Genomic DNA, 26,702 nt, shown 5'->3' with positions numbered 1-26,702 from the left:
AACGAACCTATTTTAATAATCTATTGATTATGAGACGATTTTATAATTGTTCTAGGCATCCTATGTTTTATATTTTAGTATTAAGCTTATTTCAAATGAGTTTTGCTCAGCAAGATTCTATCTCAGGATTGAAAGTACTTGATAAATTAATTTCTGAAAAAAAACTTGATATTGCCCAACAAAAACTGAATTTTTATTTAGATAGATTAATAACTCAAGAATCTTACTATGAAGCAACAGACTACATTTATTTTATAGGCAAACTTAACTTTGAACTAAAAAACAGTTACACAGCAGAAAAAGCAGTTCTCGACTTTGGTAAGCGAATTAGCTCAAGCACTACTGACCCAAAAACATTAAGGCAATTAAAATTAGAAATTGGTTCGTTTTATGAGTTCTTAGGAGACGATAAAACAGCTAGCGACTATAATCTTGAGGCCATAGAATTCACTAAAAAAATGCCAGATAAAAATGGAGAGCTTTTTGGTATTATTTATAGTAATCTCGGTACGTTCAATATGAGAATGGGCAACCAAACTACGGCGTTAAAGTACCATAAAAAAGCATTGGAATTTTTCAATTCTTATTCTGATACAAATAAGCAACGATTATATATTACCAACAATGCACTTGGTGGAATGATGTGGTATGTATCTAAAATAGATAGTGCTCTAGTCTATTACAAAAAGGCAGAGCACATCTTAAGCAGTTTAGAGCAAAACCCTGACAATAAATACTTAAGACCTGCGATTTTAAATAATAATATGGCTGGCATCCACAATATTCAGGGAGATGTAAACGCATCCATAAATGCCATGCAAAAAACCATAACAAACCTTAATTTATTTTTAAAATCAGACATTACTGAAGCACGAAGAGATTATGCCCAAGAATTTTTGTTTCAAGCTATTGATAATTATGGAGGTATCTATAAAGACATTCGAGATTATAGAAAAGCAAAAGAATTGATTGAATATTCATTCCATCAAAAAAGAAGGCATTTAAGTCCAGAAAGCCCAGAAATTTCAAAAGGAAAAATCCTTTTGGGTCAAATAAACCTGGCTTTGAAAGAATATGATGAGGCGGAGAAATATCTTAACGAGGGAATTTTAGAGTTGAATGAAAACCCAAGTAATTATTTCAATTGGCTAGCAGATGCGTATTATTATAAGGCTAGAGTCCTTGAGGAAATTAAAGACATAGAAAGTGCTTTTGATTGTTATGAAAAAGCTGAAGAATATTACAAATCTTCATTAGGCGAATATTATGACGAACTTTATTTAGACTTTGTGGATACCGCTTCAGGTTTCTATGCAGAAAACGGTTATTCTGAAAAAGCACTGAAAATGGCTAACAAAGCACACGATTATATTGTAGCAAATCAAGGTGAAAAGACCTTGCTAGAATATCATCAAGTTGTAAATCTTGCTGGTATTTATTATATACTTAAAGATTATACAGCAGCTTTAGAAAAAAGTAAATTAGCCTTAAACCTTCTTAATGACGAAACATTTACAAAGAACACAAAATTAGGAAAATTAAAGATTGAAGTGCAGAAACCAAGAGCAACCATAATTAAGGTTGTATCTGAATATCAATTGAAAAAGACCAAAGACAGTATTTTCTTAAAAACACAATTGAAAGAACTACAAGACGCAATTACTATTATAGAAGAACAAAAATCCAAAATTACTGATGACAACACTATTTCTATGTTAATATCAGACCATATCGATATTTTTGAATTTACAAAAAAAATAGCCCTCGAACTTTACGAAATAACACAATCAAAATCGTATTTAAAGGTTGTTTTAGGTATGCATGAGTCTATGTTATACAATCGCATCAGAAATAGATTAAACTCAAAAACATTCTTAACATTTGATAATATTCCAAAAACTATCATTGAAGACGAAAAGCGCATTAAACAAGCTCTAAGTTCTTCAATCCTAAAAGATGACGCTTTAGAATCTTTTTTTCAAGCCAATAGAGAATGGGAAGAATTTTTAGTACTATTAAAAAAAGACTATCCAATGTATCATGATTTAAAATATGCTGCAATATCTAAATCAATACATGAACAAATAGAAAATAAAAATCTTGAAAACAAAACGCTTGTTAGATATACATTTATAGACGGTAAACTCTATGTATTTGTTATTCATAATCGAGATTTAGAAGTTTTTAATTTAGAAACAAAAAACCTGACTAAAAAAATTAATAGCCTTCAAAGTAACAATCCATTCAAAGAATTAAATTTTGAAACCTTAAATGATTTATACCTTACGCTTTGGCAACCTATAGCAGGTTCTATTAAAACCAATAAAGTAACCATAGTGCCTGATCAGGTATTATTTAATCTAAATTTTGAAATGCTAACTAAATCTTTGGTTAATTCCTATCAAGAGCTCGTTGACCATAGTTTATTAAATACGTACACCATATCATATAATTACAGTTTATTTTTAATAAACCAAAGCAGCATAGTGATAGATTATACCGATAATTTTATTGCTTTTGCGCCTGAGTTTAATTCTAAGATGAAAACCGATTATCAATTGACAATTACAGATTCTATTTCACTTGATAAAACTTATTTAACACTACTTCCGCAACCCTTTGCAACAGCTCTTGCCAAGCAATACACTAAATTATTTAATGGCAAATCCTTTCTAAACGAAAACGCTTCAAAACAAATATTTACAGAACAGGCCAAGGAACATAAAATTATTCATATTGGTACGCACGCAGAATCAAATAATATATCACCCGAATTATCACGACTTATATTTGCAAAAAATGTTAATGACACGATTTATTCGGAAGACAACTCACTTTACACCTACGAAATTTATAACCAAAATCTGTCTTCCAATCTCGCTATTTTAACGGCTTGCGAAACGGGCAAACCGACCTTTCAACCTGGTGAAGGTATGATTTCATTAGCGCATGCCTTTAATTATGCTGGTAGCGAAAGTATTTTAACAAGTCTGTGGAAAATAGACGAGCAGTCTAGTGTTGCCATCATTGAAAATTTTTATCGGTACCTTAAAAAGGGGTTACCTAAAGACGAAGCCTTAAAAAAAGCAAAATTAGATTACATAGCTACTGCAGAAGGACGAACGGTTTCGCCACAATATTGGGCAGGCTTGGTTTTAATTGGAGATACAGCTCCTATAAATTTAACAACATCATCAAATTTAGTGTTTTGGTTATTGGGAATTATTGGTATAATTATTATAATAGTAATATTAAGAAAATTTAAAAAATGAAGGCATTATCCCGTTGTAATAAATTTGTAATAATGATTGTGTGCATCATGAGTGTCTCTTTCAGTTTAATTGCGCAGACACATTCGTTATCAAATACTAAGCGTATTGATTCATTAATTTCAAACAAAGAATTCAAAAAAGCGGACTTCATATTAATTGATCATATCAATGAACTAAAACAGGAAAAAGCCTATCTAGAGTTAACTAAACGTATTTACTATGTCGGAAAAATTACTGCAAAGCTAGAAGGCGAAGCAATAGCCATAACGAAAGCAAATGATTTTGCAAATAGCATTACTGATTTAACTGATTCTTTGTCTGTTGCGAGGCAAAAGCACTTGGTACTCTCACGGTTTTATGTATACCTCCATGATTACAAAAATTCTTCAGAACAAAATTTAATGGCATTAGAAATCACAAAGAGAATGCCTGATGCGACTGGTGATTTATTTGGTATTATTCATCATAATCTAGGTGTAGATTATAGACGACTTGGCAATATTAAAGCATCCACGAAGCATAGCCGTATGTCCTTAAAACATTACTTGTCTTATCCCAAATCTGACAAAACTAAAATTCTAGATGCTTACAATTCTTTAGGCGGCAGAATGTGGGATGCTTACAAAATAGATAGTGCCTTGTATTATTTTCAAAAGGGAGAAGAGATCATTTCTGATTTAGATCCAAATCCAATGAACAAGCATTATCATACAGCCTCTAATCAAGCTAATATTGCATCGGTACATGCTACACTAGGTAACACAATGGAATCTTTAAAGTACAACGAGAAAGCCATAAAAAATTACCTTGACTTTCTTAAATCAAATACCGAAGGCAAGGACTTTTTCAAAGAAGAAGCGCGTAAATTTTTATATATATCAATAGAAAATTATGCTGGTGATTTTAGTAAACAAGGTAACCTGCAAAAGGCAAAGGAATTAAACACTTATGCACTTGAAGAAAAGAAAAAATATTTGGCTAAGGATGATCCTGAATTAGCCTATTCTTATTTGCAAGTTGCCAATTCGCACTTAAAATTAAAAGATTTCAAAACCGCAGAAAAGTTCATCAATAAAAGCTTAGATATTTATACCAACCAAGACCAAAAGGATTATTTAGGGGTTGCCGATGGCTATTACTATAAAGGCGTCGTAAACGAATCCTTAGGCAATATAGAAACGGCAAAAGAATGCTACGAAAAAAGCAAAAGCTATTATGAAAGTGTATTTGGAGATAGTTATGACGCTTTCTATTTAAGCGCTATGACCACACTCTCTGGATTTTATGCAAAAAACGGCTATACTGATAAAGCCATTGACATGGCAACTACTATTTATAACTACGTAGTTAATAATCAAGGTAAGAGTACGGTTTTAGAATATTCCCTTTTAGTAAATCTAGCAAGAATTCAGTATAAATCCAATAATTACCTAGAAGCCTCAAAACAAATAAATAAAGCATTAGCGATTTTAAGCGATTCTTATGCTACAGAAGTTAATGAACTAAATTTTTTAGAAAAACCAAGGGCTTTATTACTTAAGTCTGAGATAGAATTAAAACTAACCAAGGATAAAGACACCTTATTTCTTAAAGATCAGTTTAAAAGCCTTAAAGAGGCCATCACTATTTTAGAACAGCAAAAAACTATGGCTATAGAAGATCAAAATATTTCTATTATTCTTGCTGATAATGATCAAGTTTTCGAATTAGCAAAGGCAATAGCCATGGTGATCTATGAAGAAACTAAAGATAAAAAATTTTTAAAAGAAATATTAAGTATTCACGAATCAAAACTCTATAATAAGATTAGACAGCAACTGAATGTACAATCTGATTTTATTTTAGATGATATTCCAAAATCAATACTTGAAGCAGAAAAGCTACTAAAAGACGAATTTAATTCAACCCTAAACATTGAGGGTGGATTGGAGACATTTTTCGAAACCAATAAAAACTGGTCTGTTTTACTTGAAACCTTAAAGCGTGATTATCCTAAATACTACAACTTAAAATATGCCTCGATATCACAATCTTTAAACCTAAGTACTTCTAATTTTCCTGATAATAAGTCTATCGTTAGATATGTTTTCATTCAGGAAAAACTCTATGCTTTCCTAATTGAAAAAAATAGAATTGAATCCTATTTATTGGACACAGATAAGTTAAAAGATGAGTTAGCTTCCTATGAAAATACTGATAATTTATTAGATGATAATTTAAAACCTTATAGCAATTTATACAATATTTTATGGAAACCATTTGAAAATTCAATTACCAATAAAAGTGTTATTATAGTTCCGGATGGTGAACTCTTTAATTTAAGTTTTGAAGTATTGACAACGACTAAAGTTGATTCATTCAAGGAGTTGTATAAAAAGAGCTTGTTAAGTAAATACAACCTATCTTATAACTATAGTCTATTATTAATTGATAAAAACAAAACACCAAAATTTTTCGAAAATAATTTTGTCGCTTTTACTCCTGAGTTTACCGAGCAGATGAAAAACAATTATAAAATTGCCATAAAAGACTCTATCCTATTAGATATAACCTATCTTAAACTATTACCTCAGCCTTTTACAGTAGATTTAGCTAAAGAATATTCTCAGCTATTTAGTGGTAATTCATTTACAAATGAAAAGGCCTCCAAGCAAGTCTTTTCACAGCAGGCAAAAGAACATAAAATCATTCATATTGGAACACATGCTGAATCTAATAATGTTTCTCCTGAGTTTTCACGATTAATATTTGCGAAGAACCTGGACGACAGCGATAATACGGATAACAATTCACTTTACACTTACGAGATTTACAATCAAAATTTAGCATCTAATTTAGCCATTCTAACTGCCTGTGAAACGGGAAAACCAACATTCCAGCCAGGCGAAGGCATGATTTCTTTAGCACATGCTTTTAATTATGCTGGCAGCGAGAGTATATTAACGAGCTTATGGAAAATAGATGAACAATCGAGTGCAACGATTATCGAAAATTTTTATGGATACCTCAAAGAAGGGTTACCAAAAGATGAAGCCTTACAAAAAGCAAAATTAGATTATATAGCTACTGCAGAAGGGAGAACAATTTCTCCTCAATATTGGGCTGGTTTGGTGTTAATTGGAGATGCAGCGCCTATTAATTTAGAATCACCAAATTTTTGGTGGATATGGACTTTGCTAATTGTTACAATAATTTTGGCATTGGTGTTATTTATAAGAAATAAAAAAGTTTCAAAATCAAGATAGGTAGATATTTTTTTCAGCGACAACTTTCAGATCAAGACAAAGCTTAATTATCATTATTCCAATTCAACAAAAACATATTTTAAACACGTGGTTTATCAATACCACGATCATACATAACAATACTGCCAGCCACAGAAACATTAAGACTTAATTGAGACTGAAATTTTATTAAAAAATGACTATTCTCAATTGCTTGTTTAGATAATCCATGATCTTCTGCGCCCAATAAATATACACAGCGTCTGGGATGGTTAAAGGTTTCTAGCGGAACAGCTTCATCAGTTAACTCCACACCAACAAGCCTTGCTCCTTTTGGTAAATTGTTGAAGAAATCCTCAAAAGTTTCATAATGAAAATAAGGCATCGATTTTACAGCATTGTGCGTATCACAGGCTTGCTTGGCATAACGGTTGCCTATAGTAAAAATAAAACTCGCTCCAAGATTTTGTGCCGATCGCCAAAGTACGCCTAAATTTTCAGGTGTCTTTCCGTTTTGTATTCCTATCCCGAAGAATTCGTTTTTCAAATTATCATTCATTAATCAAAAATATAAATTTCAAATTATCTTCTCAATCAATTGAAATGAAAAAGAGCTTGAACAAATATTATCAGTAATATTTATTCAAGCTCCATTATTTATAGCATGCTGTTACAGCTAACTTAAAGTTTGGTTTAATCTTTCTTCTATTTTTGTGATTTCTACCAATAATTCCATAATCCCAAGCTGAATATTATTAGTAAAAAAAGAGATTGTCTGCTTGAGTGCTGTCAAAAACTAATTATTAATAGTGTTAATAAATTCTGACTGTTAACGTTGAAGCTTCAACAAAATACTTGAGCTCAATAAATCATTTATTTTCCCTTAAATTGACTTTTTCAGACAATCTCATTTAGTTATATACTATGCTGTTGCAGCTAATTTAATGTTTTGTTTATACTCTATCGGTGAGCATTTATATTGATCTTTAAAAATTTTAGAAAAATAACTTCTACTTGAAAATCCTAATGAATACACAATTTCTGATATGTTTAAATCCGTATTTTTAATAAGCTCTTCCGATTTTGTTACCCTTACAAATCTTATGTAAGTATTTAAAGTTTTACCATGCATTAGTTTGAAACCTTCTTGCACTTTTGCTGGATTTATGGAAACCTTAGCCGCCAATTCCGTAACATTAAGATTTGTTTCAGGAAAATTATTAATAAAGTCCGACAGTTCCTTTACCTGTTTCAACTCAAAAGTGGTAAGTGAACCTTTGGAATTTTGGGAACTTGCTATATCCACTGAATGCTGTTCTATCTCTAACGCCAATATCATGTTAACCAATCCTTGAATTAATAAAGTTCTCACAACACCTTTTTGCTTTATGGCTTTGAGTTGATTGATACTATCAGCAATTTTTAGGTTGTAAGACCCTACATAACAATAATCCGATTCGTTGTTTTCTATAAATATTTCAGAAACCATTTTGTTGATATGGTGTTCTGCAGAACTTAATTGAGATACATTTACAGAAATAAGGGTTGAGTTCACATACGTATCTTTGTAAAAATAAACATGATGCTCGTCTGAAACTAAGTTTGCCGATATTCCTGTTTGAAAAGTACCCACTGTTTTTATTTTACCTGAATCTGAAAATGAATGAGATAATTTGCCGTCAGCACAATACAAAAAATTAACTACTGATTGTTTAGGGCTTGCTAAAATAAATTTGACATCTTCTTTAAATTTAATATCAAACTCTAAAAAAACAGTATCTCTTTCTAGTTGTATACCTCTAATAATACCTTTACCCAAAAGATTATCGATTTGCAACTCTCCTTCATTAAGCTGTGTCGAGAATGTGCCGCCAATTTCATTTTTCAATGTATGGAACATGGATTGAAGATTGTGTGCTTTTATTTCTATAGTTTTCATGAGTGTTGATTTTTTGGTTAGACAATTTGTGATATTGATTTAGACTTTATATTGCGTCTACAATTTGCTTTTTAAATTGGTTCTAGAAGTAGTATTAAAATTGCTTCTCAATATTGGTTTTGGAAATATTCTTCCAACCTTGGCAAATTGTTTTTGGATGTGCTGTGATAGTGATTTCATGGTTGTAAATTTTGAGTTCAATTTTCTTTTAACAAAGTAACAACCTGAATACGCTGAATCTGTTATACAATTATTTTGTTTTGTTATATGATTACAGTCTTGTGTTAAACAAAGCTTAAAAAGGCCTAATATGACCTTTATTATAGATGCTTTAATTTTGCTTTGAGTAAATAGTAGATTAAAACTTTAAAAGTCTAAGGACAAGAAGAGAGTATATAGGAAAGCATTTATAACATGAGTCCAAATGCATTATGACTTTTTCATATGTATTGCGATGAGAACAATAATGGCACCTAATAATAATAAGTGGACTGCTGAAGACATATAAAAAACAAAATAACCGAGTGCCCAAAAAATTATGAGTAGTACCAAAACTATGTAAAGGAAAGATCTCATTATGTAAGGCATAAAATAAAGTTAGTTAGTACACCGTATTAAGCCATATTTAAGGGTAAGGGTTAATACGAGAATGGTCAAACATTCATTAACAAATATTAACAAATGTCAACAGAAAGTGTTATACAATATTTTATTTCCGTTATATTATTTCAAGTTCAGAAGACGACGATTATTTTAAAAAAGGGAGATAAATTGTGAAAGTTGCGCCAATATTAAGACTTCCTTCGGCCAAAATAATACCCTTATGGTTTTCAACAATTTTTTTGCATATAGCCAAACCAATTCCAGTACCGGAATATTCTGTTTTACCATGTAGCCTATTAAAGAGCTCAAAAATACTTTCGCTATAATTTGGTTCAAATCCAATGCCGTTATCTCTAAACGAGATTTTATGATGGTATTTGAATAAGGAATTTTTCAATACGGCTATGGTTTTAGATTCCACCTCTTGATATCTGATTTCTATTGTGGGTGCGATTCCTTCTTTTGAATACTTCAAAGAATTACTGATTAAATTAATAAACAGTTGTTCCATTTGAAACGAAATCACCTCCATTGTAGGTAAATCATCATTAATAATTTTGGCTTTTCTATTTTTAATACTATCTGAAAGTTCATTCTTAGAATGCTCCAATAGCATGTTCATGTTTGTAATCTTAAAATCACTCTCTACATTGGAAGTACGGGAATATTGCAATAAATCTTCTATGAGCATTCGCATTCTTGCCGAGGAGGATTTTATTTTTTCTATATAGAATTGTCCCTTTTCAGAAAGCTTATTATTATCTTGTATTTCTAAACGTGAAATAAAGGTCTGAATCTTTCTTAACGGCTCTTGTAAATCATGACTGGCAACATAGTTGAAATCTGATAGTTCCTTATTATTGCGTTCTAATTCTAAATTACGCTCTTCAATTAATTTAAAATTTTCAAACTCATCGGTAACATCCATAGTTACCCCGAGTAATTTTTTATATCTAAACCCCTTTTCTATAAGTTTGGCATACGCTTTTAAATGTCTAATTGTTCCATCGGGTTGCACAACACGATATGTTGTGAAGGGTAAATCTTCATGTTTGATCATATTATTTATTACCTGGCCTAGACCTTCTCTATCGTCTTCATGGACAACTCCAAAGAAATTCTCTAAATTGGCCTCAAAACTTTGAGGCTCTGTTCCAAATAGCCTATATAGATTATCCGAAAAATGATATTTATTCTTATCGACATACCATATCCAAGTACCACTTTTACTGACTATTTCTGCTTGCTCTGTTAATTTTTTAAATATTTTAAGATCTTCATTAGTTCTTTTAAAATGCGCTAAATCCTTATTAATTTTTGCATACGCTATAAGCAAAATAACCAATGTGATTATTAATATTCCATACAAGAGCAATGGTGTTATCCCTATTGCTTTTTCGTTCTTTTTCTGGTTGTCAATCAATAATTTATTTTCAAAATCAAGCATAACAGAAATGTCCTCGCGGATACGATCCATTCTAATTTTCCCTTCGTGCAACAACAGCAATAATTCTTGGCTAAGGATAGCTTTATCGTCGGCAATATTTAAAGATTTATTAAATATTGCGAAGCGTTTTGAAATATCTATTTCTAATTTTTCTAGGTTTTCCCGTTGAACTTTATTGCGTATTATTAGTGTGTCTAATTTAGTAAGATTGGCATTGATTTTCTGAAGGCTTTTTTGGTAGGGCTCTAAAAATAAAGAATCATGTGTAAGCAAAAATCCTCTATGTCCTATTTCTGCATCCTTAAGATTAGAAATTATCTGCTCTAACTCAATCCGCAGTGTAAACGTATCGTTAACAATTTCAGAGGTTTCAGAAAGAGACTTAATGTGTTTATAAGTAAACCCTCCGATACAAAGTATAACAAAGAGTCCTACACCAAATACAATCTTTAAAAGTTTACTAGGAGCTAAAGACATAGTTTAGAGACGCAATAAAAAGTTTTCTTTATTTAAACCATTAGTATGATACTGCCAATTCGTGGTTACCACTTCAGAAAGAACCTTCTTTAATTTTTCAAAATCATTGGGTTTTTTAATGTAGATATTCGCGCCCAAAACAAAGGTTTCTTCTACATCTTCTTCTGAGGACGATGTGGAATAAATGGCTATGACTAAATCCTTAAATTTTTTATTGGCCTTGATGTCCTTTAAGCATTCTATTCCTGATTTTTTCGGCATGTTCAAATCTAAAAACAACAGATCTGGAATTTCATTGTCAGGTGCTTCTAAATAATGCATCAATTCTGCACCATCCTTAAAGGTTGAAACTTTATTCGTTACTTTTAATTCTTCAAATGCTTCAGTAAAAAAGAACCTATCATCTTCATCATCGTCGGCCAAGGCAATATAAATATAATCTTCATTCATAATTTCAACGTGTTTTATGAGTCCAACTTATGTTCTTTTCGCTTTGCTATAATTCGCTGAAAAGCTGAAGGGGTAATTCCTGTAGTATTTTTAAATTGCTTGCTCAAATGAGCCACACTAGAATAATTGAGTTTATAAGCTATTTCGGTTAAGGATAATTCTTCATTTGTCAGTAACCTCTTAGTGTATTCTATTTTTTGCAAAATTATAAAATTCTCAATGGAGGTAAACGTAACTTCCGAAAATAAGTTTGAAAGATAACTATAACTTTGATTCAATTTTTCGGACAAAAAGACTGAAGTTTTAACGTTGATCTCATTCTTTTCGTTAAAAATCATATCCATTATAGTATCCTTAATCTTCTCAACCATTATTTTTTTAGCATCTTCAACAATATAAATACCATAGTCCTTAATGCTGTTCTTAAATGTTTCTAATTGCTGGCTAGAGACCCTTTCCAAAAGTTCAATTTCTCCGAAGGAAGTTTGCCGGTATTTAAAATTGCAAGCCTTCAATTTTTCTTCTAGAATAACATTGCTAATTTTAGTGAAATCGAATTTTAAAAATAACTTCATTCTAACAAGTATTATATTTAGATGAATTTAGTCTCAACTTATATTCCCCAAATTTAATATTAAAAAATTAAACTATTTATCCCAAAAAAGAAAATTCTGATGGAAACAAAACTCAACATATTAAAAACAAAAAAGTCGATTATGAAAATCGACTTTTCTATATTAAAATTTAATTCTTTATTTAAAATTCTGAATAACTAAATTTTTGGCCACCCACAGAAATATCAGCCATAGCTCCTGCTTTAGGTCTTACAAAGACTATGACGCCATCGCTATAATTGGCGTTTTTACTTGCGCCTTTATCTACCATTATCACTTTTGCTTCTGCCGAAAGCTCAAAATTGCCTTCTTTAAATTCGTTTAGCGCATCCTCTGTTTCAAAGAAAATAATTTCGGTATAAGCTTCGCCTCCTGCTTGCAGACCAATATCTAATTTTTTTAAACTGGCCATACCAATTGGCATTCCGTCGCTATATACCACTCCATTTCCCGATGCTGCTCCTACAATTAATGCACCTTCCCCTACATTAGGAAATACAACATAACCTGCAGCGTTATCCATAAATTTCTCTATACCTTCATCTGAGCTCTTAAGTAACTTAGTGGATTTTTCGGCATCCATCATTACACGCTTATCATCTTTATTTTGCCCAAATGCAAATACAGTTACAAACAGCAATGCCATTGTTAGTATTAAATTTCTACGTTTCATAATTTTTGATTTATTAATTAAACATTTTGTTTTAGAAAGTTCAAAAAGAATATTTTTTGATATTCCCGAATTTCTCTGTTATAAAATTATCGGTGTAAATTATTTCCGATTAGTCCATATCAATTTTTTGTTGATGCTATTAGTTATTAGATAAAAAAACTAAATTCTTGAGAACACAAGATTATAAATGAAAATTAATTGCTAAATTTTAAACAAGCATTGGCAATTAATACCTATGATTTTATGATATATTTGAAATACATAAAGACCAAATATCAAATCATGAAGACATATAATTGGGGAATTATTGGTTGCGGCAATGTAACAGAATTAAAAAGTGGACCTGCTTATCAAAAAACAGACGGCTTTAATTTATCTGCCGTAATGCGAAGAGATATATCCAAAGGGAAAGATTATGCCAAAAGACATAAAGTTCCGAAATTTCACGTAGAAGCTGACGACCTTATAAATGATTCTGATATTGATGCCGTTTATATAGCAACACCTCCAGATTCCCATGAATATTATGCCCTAAAAGTCGCTAAAGCAAATAAGATCTGTTGTATTGAAAAACCTATGGCGCCAACTTATGAAGCTTGTTTAAATATCAATAAAGCTTTTCAATCTAAAAATCTGCCATTGTTCGTGGCCTACTACAGGCGTTCCTTACCTCGATTTACGCAAATTAAATCTTGGATTGATGAACACAAAATTGGTAAGGTAAGGCATATCAGTAGGCAACTCTGCAAACCAGCCAGCGCCATCGATTTATCTAAAACTTATAATTGGCGTACAGACGCCAACATTGCTCCTGCTGGTTATTTTGATGATTTAGCATCACATGGATTAGATTTGTTCGCCTATTTATTAGGAGACTTTTCGCAAGCTCATGGTATAGCGATAAACCAACAAGGTTTATATTCAGCAATGGATGCTGTTACAGGAAATTGGCTTCACAAATCTGGAATAACAGGTTCTGGTAGTTGGAATTTCGGTACTGAAAAACGGGAAGACCTTGTCCAAATATTTGGAAGCGAAGGAAAAATTGAATTTTCAATCTTTGATGAAAACCCAGTCAAACTTGAATGTAATGGTAAATCGAAAAGTATAATGATTGAAAATCCTGAAAATATTCAGTTGCATCATGTGCAGAATATAAAGAAACATTTATGGAACCAAATCACGCATCCCTCAACCGGTGAGACTGCTGCACATACGGCTTGGGTTATGAATCAAATACTCAGGTAATAACATTTAATACTTCAATTATTTTAAGGCTAAAATAAAATGGATGATAGTGAAATTCCCGTTAGTAATGACATCTCAATAACTATTCCCGTAAAAGTAAATTTTACAGCTATTGAAAACTATTTGAATGAAAAATTTGCTGGGGAAATTATAAGTAAAGTAGATACTAAGGGAAAGGAAATTAAGTATGCTAAAATTATTGATATAAAAATAGCCAAGAGCAATTCTGAAACATACAACATTGAGATAATAATAAAATTACAAACGCTTACATTTCTTTACCGCAATAGAGAACTGAACATCACGATCTCAGCAGAGCTAATATTAAATGTTGACAAACAGAAACTATTTGTTGCTAATTATAAAATTGATAGCAAGGGTAAAAGCTGGTTTACCGATCAAATGCTAAAGTCTATTGTAAACACTTTTATCTATCAAAAAATTATTAAAAAATTAGCCTTTGACCTAAAACCCATTGTGAAAGATAATTTGAATTCAATAAATACCAAACTCGCTTCAAATTTTGAACTCAAGGAAGGTATCTCACTAATTGGATCTTTAGAAAATTTAAGCATTTCCCATATTAAATTAAAAGATGACCATTTATGGGTTCTCATAAAGATCAAAGGATGGGGAATTCTTAATATCGAGAATTTTTAAATTTCAATACTTCAACATTCAATAGGAATCGAAATTCAATTAAAATTAGAAGTAAAAAAAAGTCTCTCCAAAAGGAAAGACTTTAAATATCTTAGTAGAAAGCAAAACTATATTGCCGCAACATGTTTAGTTAACTTTGACTTTAAGTTACCAGCCTTGTTAGCATGAATAATATTTTTCTTTGCTAACTTATCAATCATGCTATGTACAGAAGGCAACATTGCTTGTGCTTCTTTTGCATCAGTAATTTCACGTAACTTCTTAATTGCATTACGCGTCGTTTTATGATAATACTTATTAAGTACACGTCTTTTTTCGTTACTTCTAATTCTTTTTAAAGCTGACTTATGATTTGCCATTGTATTTTTTCTTATTAAAATTGTAGCCCGTAGGGGAATCGAACCCCTCTTACATGGATGAAAACCATGCGTCCTAGCCGATAGACGAACGGGCCATTTTGGTTATATTATTATTTAAATGAACCTACAATGTTTCCATTGCGGATGCAAAAATACAACTATTTTTAAATTCTGCAACACCTAACTAATTTTTTTTAAATATTTTAATAAGCCTTTGCAAATAGCACGCGTTGGTTTGATGGTTGCCCACTGTAAACGCACTTGCCATCTTCCATTTTATTGTTCATAGGAATACAACGAATTGTTGCCTTGGTAAGCTCTTTGATCTTTTGCTCTGTCTCATCAGTACCATCCCAATGTGCCGAAATAAAACCTGTTTTTGTTTCTAAAACTTTTTTAAAGGTATCAAAATCATCAACCTCAGTAATATGCTCGTTTCTAAAATTCAAAGCCTTTTTAAATAGTTCTTCTTGAATAACTTCCAACAGATTCTTAACCTTAGATGTCAACTCATCCATTGGCACAATTTCCTTGGTGAGCGTGTCGCGTCTTGCCAATTCAATAGTATTATTCTCTAAATCTTTTGGACCTATCGCAATTCGTAACGGTACGCCTTGTAATTCGTGTTGCGCAAATTTTGCACCTGGTCTGTGTGTCGTTCTTTTATCAAATTTGCAACTTACACCTAATGATTTAAGCTCTTTTATTATGTTTTCAGCTTTTTCCGTAATGGCATCAAATTGTTCATCCGTCTTGTATATAGGGACAATTACGACCTGAGATGGTGCTAAATTTGGTGGTAAAACTAACCCTTTGTCGTCACTATGGGTCATGATCAATGCTCCCATTAATCGAGTTGAAACACCCCAGGATGTCGCCCAAACGTAATCTAATTTGCCTTCATTATTCGTAAACTTCACATCAAATGCTTTCGCAAAATTCTGTCCTAAAAAATGGGAAGTACCAGCTTGAAGTGCTTTCCCATCCTGCATCAAAGCTTCAATACAATAGGTTTCTATGGCACCTGCAAAACGTTCGCTTTCAGTTTTTACCCCTTTAATAACAGGAATGGCCATAAAGTCTTCTGCAAATTCCGCATAGACATCATTCATTTGCTCTGCTTCCACCAGTGCCTCCGATTTTGTCGCATGTGCAGTATGTCCTTCTTGCCATAAAAACTCAGCTGTTCTCAAGAATAGACGTGTTCGCATTTCCCAGCGGACAACATTTGCCCATTGATTAATTAAGATTGGTAAATCCCTGTAACTTTGGATCCACCCTTTGTAGGTATTCCAAATAATCGCTTCACTCGTTGGTCGCACCACGAGTTCTTCTTCCAATTTTGCTTCAGGATCTACCCTCAACTTCCCTGGATTATCAGGATCATTTTGTAAGCGATAATGGGTAACTACCGCACATTCTTTAGCAAAACCTTCTGCGTTCTTCTCTTCCGCCTCAAATAAGCTTTTAGGCACAAATAATGGAAAATAAGCATTCTCATGCCCTGTTTCTTTGAACATTCTATCTAGTTCAGCTTGCATTTTTTCCCAAATAGCGTAACCATAAGGTTTAATAACCATACAACCTCTAACCGCTGAATTTTCGGCTAAATCGGCTTTCACAACCAATTCATTATACCATTTTGAATAATCTTCAGCTCTACTAGTAAGATTTTTGCCCATTTTTAGTGTTTTGGCACAAATATTGTGCTTATGTTAAATGTATTAAATAATACAGCAAAACTAACTATTTTTGCTATGTTCAACAATAAAATAAATGAGATATGCGATTTAAAACTATTATAACCGAAAAATTGCCATTTGTTGTTGCACTTGGTTTAGCGACTGTGCTAACTTCTTGTGGATCTTTTCAGTATGCAGGATACGATAATGATGGTATCTATTCGTCCGAAGAATATGTAAACGAAACTGAAGAGCCTGTTGTTACCACTTCTACCAATGATTCTAATTATTACAAGAACTATTTTGCTCAAAACTCAGAGGAAGTTCAAGCTATTCAAGAAGAAAACGAAGTATTTACCGATATAGATTCTTACGAAAGTAATTATGTTGAGACCGTTCAAGACACCTTAGAACAACAACCAGCCTATGGTGGTTGGGGACAAAATACAACTACCGTTACTATCAATTATATTGATAATGGCTGGATAGGATGGAACGATCCTTGGTTATGGAATGGCGGATTTGGCTGGAATAACTGGGGTTGGGGCTGGAATCGCTGGGGCTGGAATAACCCATGGGCTTGGAACGCTGGCTGGGGCTGGAACGCTGGTTTGGGCTGGAACGCTGGTTTAGGTTGGTACCCAGGTTGGGCGTATCATACTGGTTGGGGCTGGAACAATGGATATTATGCACATAATAACAGATTTGCTTATAGCAACTCTAGACGAGGATCTTTACTTTATAGTAATAATTTGAGTCGTGGAAGTAGAAGCAATTCTGCCTTATCGAGAAGAAATTATTCCTCCCGTAGATCATCTAACGCTGCTATATCAAGAAATACGAGAAGCACTAGAGCTATTTCTAATTCCTCATCTAGAGCCATTAGAAGTACACCTAGTTCTCGGCCAACACTCCGCACTTCGAGATCGAGTTCAACTTCAAGGGTGACAAGACCAACTTCATCGCGGACAACAAGAACTAATACTAGAATCTCCACACCAACAACAAGAAGTTCCAGATCTTCTGGTTCTGTAAGATCCAGTAGCAGTTCACGATCTTCTTCCAGTAGCGTACGTTCTTCTGGAAGTTCTAGACGATCTAGTGGCAGCAGTAGTTCTAACCGTGCGGTCAGACGAAGCAGAGGATAAGCTAAATATTTGATTCCAAATTCAAAAAATTTACTTATGAAAAAATTACTTATACTAGCTATAGGCTTAGTAAGTTCATCTTATGTTTTAGCTCAGGATGTTACTGATGCCGTGCGTTATTCCATGGATGAAATTCAAGGTACAGCACGTTTTAGAGCTATGAGTGGCGCTTTCGGAGCACTTGGAGGCGACATGTCTAGTGTTAATATTAATCCTGCTGGCTCAGCGGTATTTAATAATAGTCAGGCCTCTTTATCCTTAGGTATATTTAACACTAAAAATGAAATTAGTTATTTTAACGGAAACAATTCCGCTTCTAATACAAATTTAGATCTAAATCAGTTAGGAGCAGCTTTTGTATTTAATAATATGAACTCAAACTCACCATGGAAAAAGTTCTCATTAGGGGTTGCTTATGATAGTTCAGCTAATTATGATGACGATTGGGTTGCAAGTGGCACAAACCCAATCACATCGATAGCTGAGTATTTTTTAGGAAATGCACAAGGTTTACGTTTAGACGAAATTTCTAGATTCAGTGGTGAATCATACTCAGAAGCTTATTCTGAAATTGGTTCATATTACGGTTTCCAAAATCAACAAGCATTTTTGGGTTATGAAAGTTTTCTAATTGACCCTGTCGAAGATACTGATGAAAACACAGCTTACATATCAAATGTAAATGGAGGAAACTATAATCAACGTTATGCCTACGCAAGCACAGGTTACAATGGCAAATTAGCCTTTAATTTTGCAACAGATTATAATGATAGATTATTCTTCGGAATTAACCTAAATAGCCATTTTATCAATTACGAAAAATATACTATTTTAAGAGAAACTAACTCAAATAATGCGTCAATGGTCAATAATATCTTTTTTGAAAATTTATTATCCTCAACTGGAAGCGGTTTTTCTTTTCAACTAGGAACTATCGCTAAATTGACAGATGATTTAAGAGTTGGATTGTCTTACAATTCCCCAACATGGTATAGAATCAGTGATGAGTTAGTTCAAGGTATAGATTCAAATATTGCGGATCCAGATATTGGATTTATTGGTAATATTGTTAATATCTACGAAGAGTACAAATTACAAACCCCTGGAAAATTTACTGGAAGCTTGGCCTATGTTTTTGGTATAAAAGGCTTAATTAGCTTTGATTATTCAATAAAGGATTATAGTAATACTAAATTCAAGCCAACTTCTGACATTTTATTTTCTAGTTTAAACAACGATATTAATAATAGCTTAGACTTTGCTGCTTCATATAGACTTGGAGGCGAATACCGTTATAAGCAACTGAGTTTTAGAGGCGGTTATCGCTTTGAGGAAAGCCCTTATATAGACGATACTTTTTATGGAGATCTTAATGGATATTCTCTTGGATTGGGCTATGCTTTTGGTAATCTCAATTTAGACATCGCTTTTAGTCAAGCGCAACGCGATATTAACTATCAATTATATAATGTTGGACTCACTGATTCAGCAGAAATACAATCAAAATTTACTGACGTCGTCTTAACTCTAGGCTTTAACCTATAATAAAAGTATAAAGCACAATAAAGGCCTAAATATTAAATAATATTGAGGCTTTTTTTATGTCTATTTCAGAACTACAATTTATTTCCACCTAAGTTCAATTATTTACTTTTCAAAGACTAATTCTTTAGCTTTTATTAAAGAATATCTTAAATAGATTTAACCTGTTTGTAAAATTTTACTTCTTTAGCATTTATTTCCTAAAATCCTTTACTCACAGTTTAATTTTTAAATCTGAAACAATAAGTTCGGATATCGTTATAACCTAATTCTTAACATGTTCAAAATTTAGTTCATTTTGATGTTGTTAGTTGAGTTAGCGGTTGCGCTAACTAAAAATCAAATTCCTCCTTTGAATTCTATGACTCAAAATTTTTGTTCTCGATTCTTTATTTCCCAGACAGCACAAAGAAAAAAGCCTGAATATTATTTAATATTCAGGCTTTTAATTTATTTAAATTTTATAAATTATCGTTTCAAGGTAAAATGGGCTCTAAATTCTTTACGTTCCCCTGTCAAAGGCTCGTCGTACTCCACTGTAAACCAATAGCCGTCGGTCGGCATAGCACTGCCATTGTAGGTGCCGTTCCAGCCAGTCCCGTTCGGACTGATCTGCTTCAACAGCTTCCCGTAGCGGTCAAATATATAAATTTTCGCACCATTTCCAATACTTTCTATGTTCCAAGTTTCATTTCGGCCGTCTCCGTTGGGCGTAAAGTACAGCGGGTAATCGATTATGAATGCCGGTTCGGTCGTGGTCCCACAGCCGTTCCTGTCCCTTGCCGTGATATGGTGCTGGCCGGGTGACACGTCAGTGAACAGGGTCCCGTCCTGCCATGGGCCATTGTCCAGGCTGTATTCATAGTCCCCTATCTCGTCCCCAGGCACCACTTCCAGAACGTGGCTCTCCGCAAAGTTCTGTGTCAGCACGTTGACCGTTATGCTCGGCGGTTCGCTTTCCATCACCACAGTCGTATCGAAGTTAGGGCAACTGGTCTGCGTCGAGGTACTTACATCGATAACATCCACACGGTAGTTACCGCCCTGTGTGGGCATGATGCTCGGCCCTGTCTCGCCAGTTATTTCCACGCCCTCATAACTCCACACAAAACCATAGTCCGTTGCCGATAGGCCTGTGTCAATGACCAATGGGTCCAGCACTTCGCTCCCGTCCGTGTTTACGCACAGGGTATAGCTCTCATCCAGGTCGAACTCCGGTAACGGGTTCACCTGCAGCGTAAGCGCTGCCAGGGCATAACAGATCGAAGTGTCCGCGGCCGTGACCGCATCTGGCGTATCGTTGTCTACCCTTGCATAGATCACCTGTGGGTTTGTTACATTTTCATATAAGGTCGGCAATGGGTTCACCTTGTCGTCCGCGTCTTCTTGGGTGGCATAGTAGGTCACGATGTAGTTCAATGGGTCCTGACCGTCCAATACCTCTGCGTCCATGTTCGTTAAATCAAATTGGGTGCTGTCGTCCAACGGATTGCCATCGGTCTCCATTTCATCGTCACACAGCTCGAAAACGATCGGGTCCATATCCGGATTGGCCTGTGCGGCTTCCTGTACCTCGATGTTGAAGCTCTGGGTGCTGATGGAACAGCCCGTCTCATTGTTGGTGATGGCCACGAATATCTGTTGCGGGTTCGCCGTATTGGTGTACGGGCTCACCAGGCCGTTCATCCCTTCTTCCGCATCCGTTAGGTTATCATGGTAACTGACCGTAAACTGGGCCTCGTCCTGTCCGTTCAATACTTCGGCGTCCTTGGTGCCAAGGTCAAAAGTGTCGGTGCCGTCGGTAAAGAGCTCGCATTGGATGAAGTCCGTTACCGCTATCACTTCCGGTAATGGGTTCACCACGATGGTAAAGTCCACAAGGGCATAACAGCCCGTGGCGTCCTTGGTCATCCTCACATAGATCTCCTGCGTCGGTGTTTCTATATTGGTGTACTGTGTTGGGTCTGGGATTGCGTCCGTGCCAGCGTTGGCAGCGTCCTCTGTCTCGTGATAGGTTATGGTAACTCCGTTCTCACCGTTGCGGATCAGGTCTTCGTTTTCCGTGAGGTCAAACATCTCTGTACCATCTCCCGTGTTTTCTTCGTCACAGCGTTCTATGTTGGGCAACAAATCGCTGGCCGTTGGTGTTGGGTTCGGTAAGACCCTTATCGTCAAGGTCGTAAAATCGACACAGCCCGTATCCGTATCGGTGACCACAACATACAGCGTTTGTGGATTGGCACCCAATCCATTTATTTCCGTATTGGTGTACTGTGTTGGGTCCGGTATGGCATTTTCCTGTGCCTGCGCATCTGCACTGGTCTCATAATAAGCTACTGACCAGCTGGCATTGCCCCCTGTGATCTCCGTATCCTTTACCCTAAGGTCGAAGACCGTGATCTCATCTCCCGGTACTTCCCCTAGGTCGTCACATTCGTTTAATTGTGTGGGCTGTACCGCTTCTGGCGGCAAGGCTACGATCAGCTCGAACATACCCGTATCAAAACAGGTCGTTATAGGGTCGTATAAACGTACATAGATCGTTTGTGGGTTACCGTTGTTGGTATAGTTGCCCACATTGATGATGGGGTTGACCCCTGTTTCTGCATTCGCTGCACTTACATGGTAGGTCAGTTCCACTGTTGTCGGTTCTTGTCCGTTGAGCACTTCTTCGTCCTTGGTGCTCAGGTCGAACTGCGCCGAACCATCATTGTCGCTATCACAGATCGTGTAAGGTTCTATGCTTGTCGGTACTTCCGGTGCCGGGTGCACAATAAGCTCCAGCGTGTTAAGGGTAAGGTTGTAGCATCCGGTAAGCGTGCTCTCCGAGCGCACATAGATCATCTGGTTATTGGCCACGATGTTAGTGTACAGTCCCGTGATCGCATTCTCCCCTTGTTCTGCATCGCTCTGGGTTTCGTGATAGGTGATCACGACATCGGACTCCCCATTGGTCACCTCTATTGTTCGGATCTCCAGATCGAACTCCGCAAAACCGTCATTGTCCTCGTCACAGACCTCTATGGGATCAGGGTTTGCTTCCGGTGATGGGATCGGGTTGACCCTCAGTGTTAGCGTTACCGTATTGTAACAGCCCGTGATATCGTTTTCTGCCCTTACAAAAACAGTCTGGGGGTTGCCCGTATTGGTATAAGGACTTTCGATTGGAACAGTGGCATTGTCCGCGTCCGATTGGGTCTCGTAATACGTTAGCGTAATTCCTGTTTGTCCGTTTAGTATTTCCGCATTGGCGTCTTCGAGCGTAAAGGCTTCCTGCCCATCGTCCAAAGTGATCGCGTCACACAGCTCTAATGGTGCCGGTGTTACCAAAACCGGTAAGGCGTTCACTATCAGCTCCAAGCTTGTTAGCTTGTAACAGCCTTCTACCGTAGTGTTGTCCTCTACACGCACCCAGATCGTTTGGTTAAAATCGTCCGTATTGGTATAGGCCAACGGGTTGCCGATTGGGCTCATCGCTAGTGCCGCATTCGCCTCGCTTTCATAATAGCTCAGGATATACCGTGTTGGGTCCTGGCCGTTCAGTATCTCGTCTGCCTTGTCCGTAAGGTTAAAGACCGCAAAACCATCGGCCGAGATATCGTCACAGGCCTCCAATGGTGTTGGCGCCATTAACTGTGGTGTTGGCTCCACTATTAACTCCAGCACGACTATAGTGGCACAGTCCGTTGCTATGGTGGCACTCTCTACCCTTACATATAGGGTCTGTGCATCTTGTACGATATTGTTATAGCTCACCGTGGTATCTATGGCGTCCACGCCATTGTCCGCATTGGTCTGTGTTTCGTGGTAGGTTACCGTGAGCCCAGAGGCTCCTCCCGTAATCTCGTTCGCCGTACCCGCAAGGTCGAACATCCCAAAGCCGTCGTTGTCTGGGTCGCAATATCTCAATGGTGACGGTGTAAATGCCACTGGTGCCTGCTCCACAACCAGCTCCAGCGTCGTGGTAGCGGAACAGCCCGTGTTGATGTCCTCCACATATACGATAACGACCTGGCCGTTGCTCGTATTGGTATAAAGTGTCGGTAAGGGGTCCGCTCCTGACTGTAGGTCCGCCAGGGTCTCGTAATAGCTTATCGAATAGTTCGGGTTGTTGCCCGTCACCTCTGCGTTCTTTAGGCTAAGGTCCATCTCGGTTATACCGTCAGCCGTGCCGTCGTCACAGACCTCCAAAGCCGTCGGTGACGTTATCGCTGGCAAAGGGTTGACAATTAATTCGAAGGTAGTAGTTGAAATACAATTGGTATTCGTATTGGTTAAAATGGCTACTACGGTCTGCGGATTGCTAATGTTTGTATAGGGTCCTGTTATCTCGTTTATTCCTGCATCTGCATCTGCTTCGTTGGCATAATAATTGACCGCTACATTGACTTGACCGTTTAATATCTCTGCTGTTTTTGTACTGAGATCAAAGTCTTCTTCTTCGTCTCCTGAAAGATTATCGTCACATAACTCATATGCTGTTACCGTTGTGATCAATGGTTTTGGATTAACGATGAGCTGTAATGTTGTTGTAGCATAACAACCTGTGGCACCATTTTCAATACGTACAGAAACCTCTTGTACTCCTGGAGTCGCATTTGTATATGTAGTTGGCAATGGGTTATCCCCTAATTCGGCATCTGCTGGATCAGCATAATAACTAACCGTCATGCCGCTTTGCGAACCTATAACTTCTGCGTCTTTTAAACTAAGATTGAACTCAGCAAATCCGTCTGCGTTATCGTCGCAGACTTCCAATGCCGTCGTAACGTTTGCTATTGGGTTTACCACAACTTCCAACTGAAGAGTATTTACATTGTAACAGTTTGTAGTGGTGTTTTCTAAACGTACAAATACCGTCTGGTTGGTCATTGATGTATTAACATAACCATCAAATATTTCTGCATCATCTGTCTCTGCACCCACTAAGCTTTCATGAAAAGAAACCTCTATACCTGTTTGGCCATTTAATAGCTCTGCTTCCCTTGTGCTCAATGGAAAGCCCACGAAACCGTCCATGTCATCATCACAGACCTGTAATGCCGGCACACCGACTAGTGCCGGTAAGGTATTGATAACTAAATCGAAACTTGTGGTAGTGTAACAGTCTGGATAAACAGGGTCATCTACTCGTACATAAATTGTCTCCTGGTTGGGTGTGACGTTCTGGTAACTTGTAGGCAGATTTGCCACACCATTTTCTGCATCATCTATGGTATTGTGGAACGTTACCGAGAAAGTTCCTGGATCTTGGTCGCCCAAAATAACCGCTTCTTGGCTACTAAGGTCGAAGGTCTCTAAACCGTCATTACCAACGGTGTCGCATTCCAGCATATCGGGAGGCGTGTTGGCAATGGCTCTTGCATTCACCACCAAGTCGAATACAGGATCCGTCGAGGCATTATAACAACTTACGTCGCTCGCGCTCGCTATCCTTACGTATATCGGCTGTGGGTTCATTGTATTGGTATATGACAATGGCAAAGCGTTATTGCCCATATCCGCTTCGTCGAAACTTAGATGATACGTAACATTAAAATCCGCAGCTACTTGAGTTCCCAAAACGACTAAGGTCTGACTATCTAAATCAAACTGCTCGGTTCCGTTATTGCTTACATCATCACATAGCTCCAAATCTGAAGCTGGATTAATGGTGGGTTGAGATGATGCAGCTAAAGTCACCATACTGGTAGAAAAACAATTTGTACCAGTAGCTTCCACTCTTACATAAATAATTTCACCATCAGTTCCGCTATACGGATTTGTTCCTGTAATGGCAGCGACAGCATTTTCAGCATCATCTAAATTATTATGAAAAGAAACCGTATAATCAGCTGGATCTAATGGACTTAATATATCAACTATCTCTGCATCCAAGTTAAAATCAGCTGTAGTTGCCGTTTGACCACATTCAGTAACTGAAATATCATTTAAACTGAATGGAGGAACAATAGCAATTTCAATATCATCTTGAGTAGAACATGGATCTCCAAAGACAGCATCTAATCCTTCAACAAGTAAAGTATATGTTCCCGATTCTGTAACTGTTAAGGTAGAACCTGTTTCACCTGGAATTGTCTCACCATCTAACTGCCATTCAAATGAATTAAAGGCACCATTGAAATCAGGTTCAATAGTATAACTATCTCCATTACAAAGTTCTTGATCTTCACCTAAATCTACCTGACATATAATATCACAGTTGGTAGTCGCATCCGAATTAGGATCTTCATTTAATTCTAAGTTAATATAACCAGCAGACTGACTATAGTTAGTTATCAATAGCACATAATATTGATTGGCAGGTGCATTAGGTATATCTATTTGTTCTGTTGCCGCAGCTGAGAAACTACAATCTACTTGGGTTGTAGAATTCAAATTTGCCGATCCGCATTCAGGTTGAGAAAAAGGTCCCCAGATAATAAAATCTACATCATTACCACCACCTGTACCACCTTGACCATTAGTTTGAGTCAAAGTAAAACTTAAATCGCCAGGAATATCACCTGTCTGCAAAAAATACCATCTTGGTCTAGGTTGCGAACCCAAACACCCATAATCAATACCAGACTCAGCTGCACCAGATCCAACAGGTGAAGGCACATCTTCAATGTCACCACAAATAGGCAAAGCACCTGCACACGTGTCATTATCTAAAACAACAACTTGGAAAGTGCTCGTAGAATCTGAACAACCCACAGGATTAGTATCTGTAGCCGTAAAAGTTACCGTATACGTACCAGGATTAGTATAAGCATAATTAACATCCTCACCATCAAGAGTAACACCATTACCAAAATCCCAAGTATAAGTTGCTCCAGTTCCATCATCTGAAAATGTAGCACTTCCTTCAAATGTAATTAATTCACTTGGATCTACCTCAATAGTTCCAGAAACAGCAGGTGGAATTGTAGCATCAATAGATGCGGTAATGGTTTGACATTGTACAGCACATATAATATTGGCTTCCCAACCATTAATGTTTATTACCCCATTACTGGTAAAAGCAAATGTTAAGCATCCTGAGGTATTACTTGCTGTTGCAGAGACCATACCAGGCGAATTGGCAGAATACGTTCCAATAACATCTGCGGTTATATCGTCACCGTCATAAACAGTTAAAAAATCGAAGTTCGGTTGTACATTAAACTGAGTAAAATCGACCATAATAAATTCACCTGCATTTTGCGGACATATAGTGGTAACCAAATTTTCATCATCTGAATAATTACCAAATTGTCCTCCTGAATCATAAAATTTATCGGGAGCACAGCGTGTGAAGGTGCCATTTTCCATTAATATATCTTGGGAGAAACTTAAACTTGTTAATATAAGCGTAACTAAGAGTAAAATATTTTTCATTA

Annotated in this window: 16 protein-coding genes and 1 tRNA gene; 6 read left to right on the top strand and 11 right to left on the bottom strand. The window is 35.9% G+C overall.

The annotated features are described in order from the left end of the window. The first annotated feature begins 29 nt into the window (after positions 1 to 29). Together HM990_RS03970 and HM990_RS03965 are read left to right on the top strand one after the other, a co-directional pair. Entirely contained in the window at positions 30 to 3,272 is a 3,243-nt protein-coding gene (locus HM990_RS03970; RefSeq protein WP_178987699.1) for a CHAT domain-containing protein, read from the top strand. Continuing rightward, positions 3,269 to 6,517 carry a CHAT domain-containing protein gene (locus tag HM990_RS03965; RefSeq protein ID WP_178987698.1) on the top strand — a complete coding sequence of 1,083 codons (3,249 nt, stop codon included), beginning with the start codon at positions 3,269 to 3,271 and terminating at the stop codon, positions 6,515 to 6,517. Before HM990_RS03970 ends, HM990_RS03965 begins: the two co-directional genes overlap by 4 nt. Positions 6,518 to 6,596: 79 nt before the next feature. On the opposite strand, the gene HM990_RS03960 is transcribed toward HM990_RS03965, so the two are convergent. The 7 genes from HM990_RS03960 to HM990_RS03935 all read right to left on the bottom strand — a co-directional run bounded on the left by HM990_RS03960 (position 6,597) and on the right by HM990_RS03935 (position 12,699). Then, positions 6,597 to 7,055, bottom strand: coding sequence for an RNA methyltransferase (locus HM990_RS03960; RefSeq protein ID WP_178987697.1), 459 nt, complete (start codon positions 7,053 to 7,055; stop codon positions 6,597 to 6,599). Between the two features lie 363 nt (positions 7,056 to 7,418). Next, positions 7,419 to 8,435, bottom strand: coding sequence for a helix-turn-helix domain-containing protein (locus HM990_RS03955; protein ID WP_178987696.1), 1,017 nt, complete (start codon positions 8,433 to 8,435; stop codon positions 7,419 to 7,421). Between the two features lie 429 nt (positions 8,436 to 8,864). Then, complete coding sequence (locus HM990_RS19785) at positions 8,865 to 9,011, bottom strand: DUF5670 family protein (RefSeq protein WP_229719356.1); 147 nt, start codon at positions 9,009 to 9,011, stop codon at positions 8,865 to 8,867. Positions 9,012 to 9,183: 172 nt separating this feature from the next. Next, positions 9,184 to 10,962, bottom strand: a complete 1,779-nt coding sequence (locus HM990_RS03950) for a CHASE3 domain-containing protein (RefSeq protein ID WP_178987695.1) — start codon at positions 10,960 to 10,962, stop codon at positions 9,184 to 9,186. A gap of 3 nt (positions 10,963 to 10,965) precedes the next feature. Further along, positions 10,966 to 11,412, bottom strand: a complete 447-nt coding sequence (locus tag HM990_RS03945) for a response regulator (RefSeq protein WP_178987694.1) — start codon at positions 11,410 to 11,412, stop codon at positions 10,966 to 10,968. Positions 11,413 to 11,426: 14 nt separating this feature from the next. Next, positions 11,427 to 11,987, bottom strand: coding sequence for a helix-turn-helix domain-containing protein (locus tag HM990_RS03940; protein ID WP_178987693.1), 561 nt, complete (start codon positions 11,985 to 11,987; stop codon positions 11,427 to 11,429). Between the two features lie 181 nt (positions 11,988 to 12,168). Continuing rightward, entirely contained in the window at positions 12,169 to 12,699 is a 531-nt protein-coding gene (locus HM990_RS03935) for a lipid-binding SYLF domain-containing protein (protein ID WP_178987692.1), read from the bottom strand. 282 nt (positions 12,700 to 12,981) lie between these two features. Here HM990_RS03935 and HM990_RS03930 point away from each other — a divergent pair, with 282 nt between their 5' ends. Together HM990_RS03930 and HM990_RS03925 are read left to right on the top strand one after the other, a co-directional pair. Continuing rightward, a complete protein-coding gene (locus HM990_RS03930) occupies positions 12,982 to 13,947 on the top strand; it encodes a Gfo/Idh/MocA family protein (protein WP_178987691.1) in 966 nt (321 codons plus the stop codon). 39 nt (positions 13,948 to 13,986) lie between these two features. Further along, positions 13,987 to 14,607 (top strand): DUF4403 family protein, encoded by a 621-nt coding sequence (locus HM990_RS03925; protein ID WP_178987690.1) that lies wholly within the window; start codon positions 13,987 to 13,989, stop codon positions 14,605 to 14,607. A 107-nt stretch (positions 14,608 to 14,714) separates the two neighbouring features. Here the strand turns inward: HM990_RS03925 and rpsT are convergent, their stop codons facing one another. The 3 genes from rpsT to proS all read right to left on the bottom strand — a co-directional run bounded on the left by rpsT (position 14,715) and on the right by proS (position 16,648). Further along, entirely contained in the window at positions 14,715 to 14,966 is a 252-nt protein-coding gene (rpsT, locus tag HM990_RS03920; RefSeq protein ID WP_178987689.1) for a 30S ribosomal protein S20, read from the bottom strand. Positions 14,967 to 14,989: 23 nt separating this feature from the next. Continuing rightward, a tRNA-Glu gene (locus HM990_RS03915) sits at positions 14,990 to 15,061 on the bottom strand. Between the two features lie 108 nt (positions 15,062 to 15,169). Next, entirely contained in the window at positions 15,170 to 16,648 is a 1,479-nt protein-coding gene (proS, locus tag HM990_RS03910; RefSeq protein WP_178987688.1) for a proline--tRNA ligase, read from the bottom strand. A 101-nt stretch (positions 16,649 to 16,749) separates the two neighbouring features. Between proS and HM990_RS03905 the strand changes: the two genes are divergently transcribed. Next, on the top strand, positions 16,750 to 17,796 hold the full coding sequence (locus tag HM990_RS03905) for a hypothetical protein (protein ID WP_178987687.1): 1,047 nt from the start codon (positions 16,750 to 16,752) through the stop codon (positions 17,794 to 17,796). A gap of 36 nt (positions 17,797 to 17,832) precedes the next feature. Next, positions 17,833 to 19,341, top strand: a complete 1,509-nt coding sequence (locus HM990_RS03900; RefSeq protein WP_178987686.1) for an OmpP1/FadL family transporter — start codon at positions 17,833 to 17,835, stop codon at positions 19,339 to 19,341. A gap of 465 nt (positions 19,342 to 19,806) precedes the next feature. Here HM990_RS03900 and HM990_RS03895 read toward each other — a convergent pair whose 3' ends face one another. Further along, a complete protein-coding gene (locus tag HM990_RS03895) occupies positions 19,807 to 26,700 on the bottom strand; it encodes a T9SS type B sorting domain-containing protein (RefSeq protein ID WP_178987685.1) in 6,894 nt (2,297 codons plus the stop codon). Between the last annotated feature and the right edge of the window lie 2 nt (positions 26,701 to 26,702).

Source organism: Winogradskyella schleiferi (genome assembly GCF_013394655.1).
Lineage (GTDB): Bacteria > Bacteroidota > Bacteroidia > Flavobacteriales > Flavobacteriaceae > Winogradskyella > Winogradskyella schleiferi.
This window is presented reverse-complemented; position numbering and strand designations above follow the sequence as displayed.

Coding starts and splice junctions, on each gene's coding strand:
- HM990_RS03970 (WP_178987699.1), top strand. CDS start 30: ATGAGACGATTTTATAATTGTTCTAGGCATCCTATGTTTTATATTTTA.
- HM990_RS03965 (WP_178987698.1), top strand. CDS start 3,269: ATGAAGGCATTATCCCGTTGTAATAAATTTGTAATAATGATTGTGTGC.
- HM990_RS03960 (WP_178987697.1), bottom strand. CDS start 7,055: ATGAATGATAATTTGAAAAACGAATTCTTCGGGATAGGAATACAAAAC.
- HM990_RS03955 (WP_178987696.1), bottom strand. CDS start 8,435: ATGAAAACTATAGAAATAAAAGCACACAATCTTCAATCCATGTTCCAT.
- HM990_RS19785 (WP_229719356.1), bottom strand. CDS start 9,011: ATGAGATCTTTCCTTTACATAGTTTTGGTACTACTCATAATTTTTTGG.
- HM990_RS03950 (WP_178987695.1), bottom strand. CDS start 10,962: ATGTCTTTAGCTCCTAGTAAACTTTTAAAGATTGTATTTGGTGTAGGA.
- HM990_RS03945 (WP_178987694.1), bottom strand. CDS start 11,412: ATGAATGAAGATTATATTTATATTGCCTTGGCCGACGATGATGAAGAT.
- HM990_RS03940 (WP_178987693.1), bottom strand. CDS start 11,987: ATGAAGTTATTTTTAAAATTCGATTTCACTAAAATTAGCAATGTTATT.
- HM990_RS03935 (WP_178987692.1), bottom strand. CDS start 12,699: ATGAAACGTAGAAATTTAATACTAACAATGGCATTGCTGTTTGTAACT.
- HM990_RS03930 (WP_178987691.1), top strand. CDS start 12,982: ATGAAGACATATAATTGGGGAATTATTGGTTGCGGCAATGTAACAGAA.
- HM990_RS03925 (WP_178987690.1), top strand. CDS start 13,987: ATGGATGATAGTGAAATTCCCGTTAGTAATGACATCTCAATAACTATT.
- rpsT (WP_178987689.1), bottom strand. CDS start 14,966: ATGGCAAATCATAAGTCAGCTTTAAAAAGAATTAGAAGTAACGAAAAA.
- proS (WP_178987688.1), bottom strand. CDS start 16,648: ATGGGCAAAAATCTTACTAGTAGAGCTGAAGATTATTCAAAATGGTAT.
- HM990_RS03905 (WP_178987687.1), top strand. CDS start 16,750: ATGCGATTTAAAACTATTATAACCGAAAAATTGCCATTTGTTGTTGCA.
- HM990_RS03900 (WP_178987686.1), top strand. CDS start 17,833: ATGAAAAAATTACTTATACTAGCTATAGGCTTAGTAAGTTCATCTTAT.
- HM990_RS03895 (WP_178987685.1), bottom strand. CDS start 26,700: ATGAAAAATATTTTACTCTTAGTTACGCTTATATTAACAAGTTTAAGT.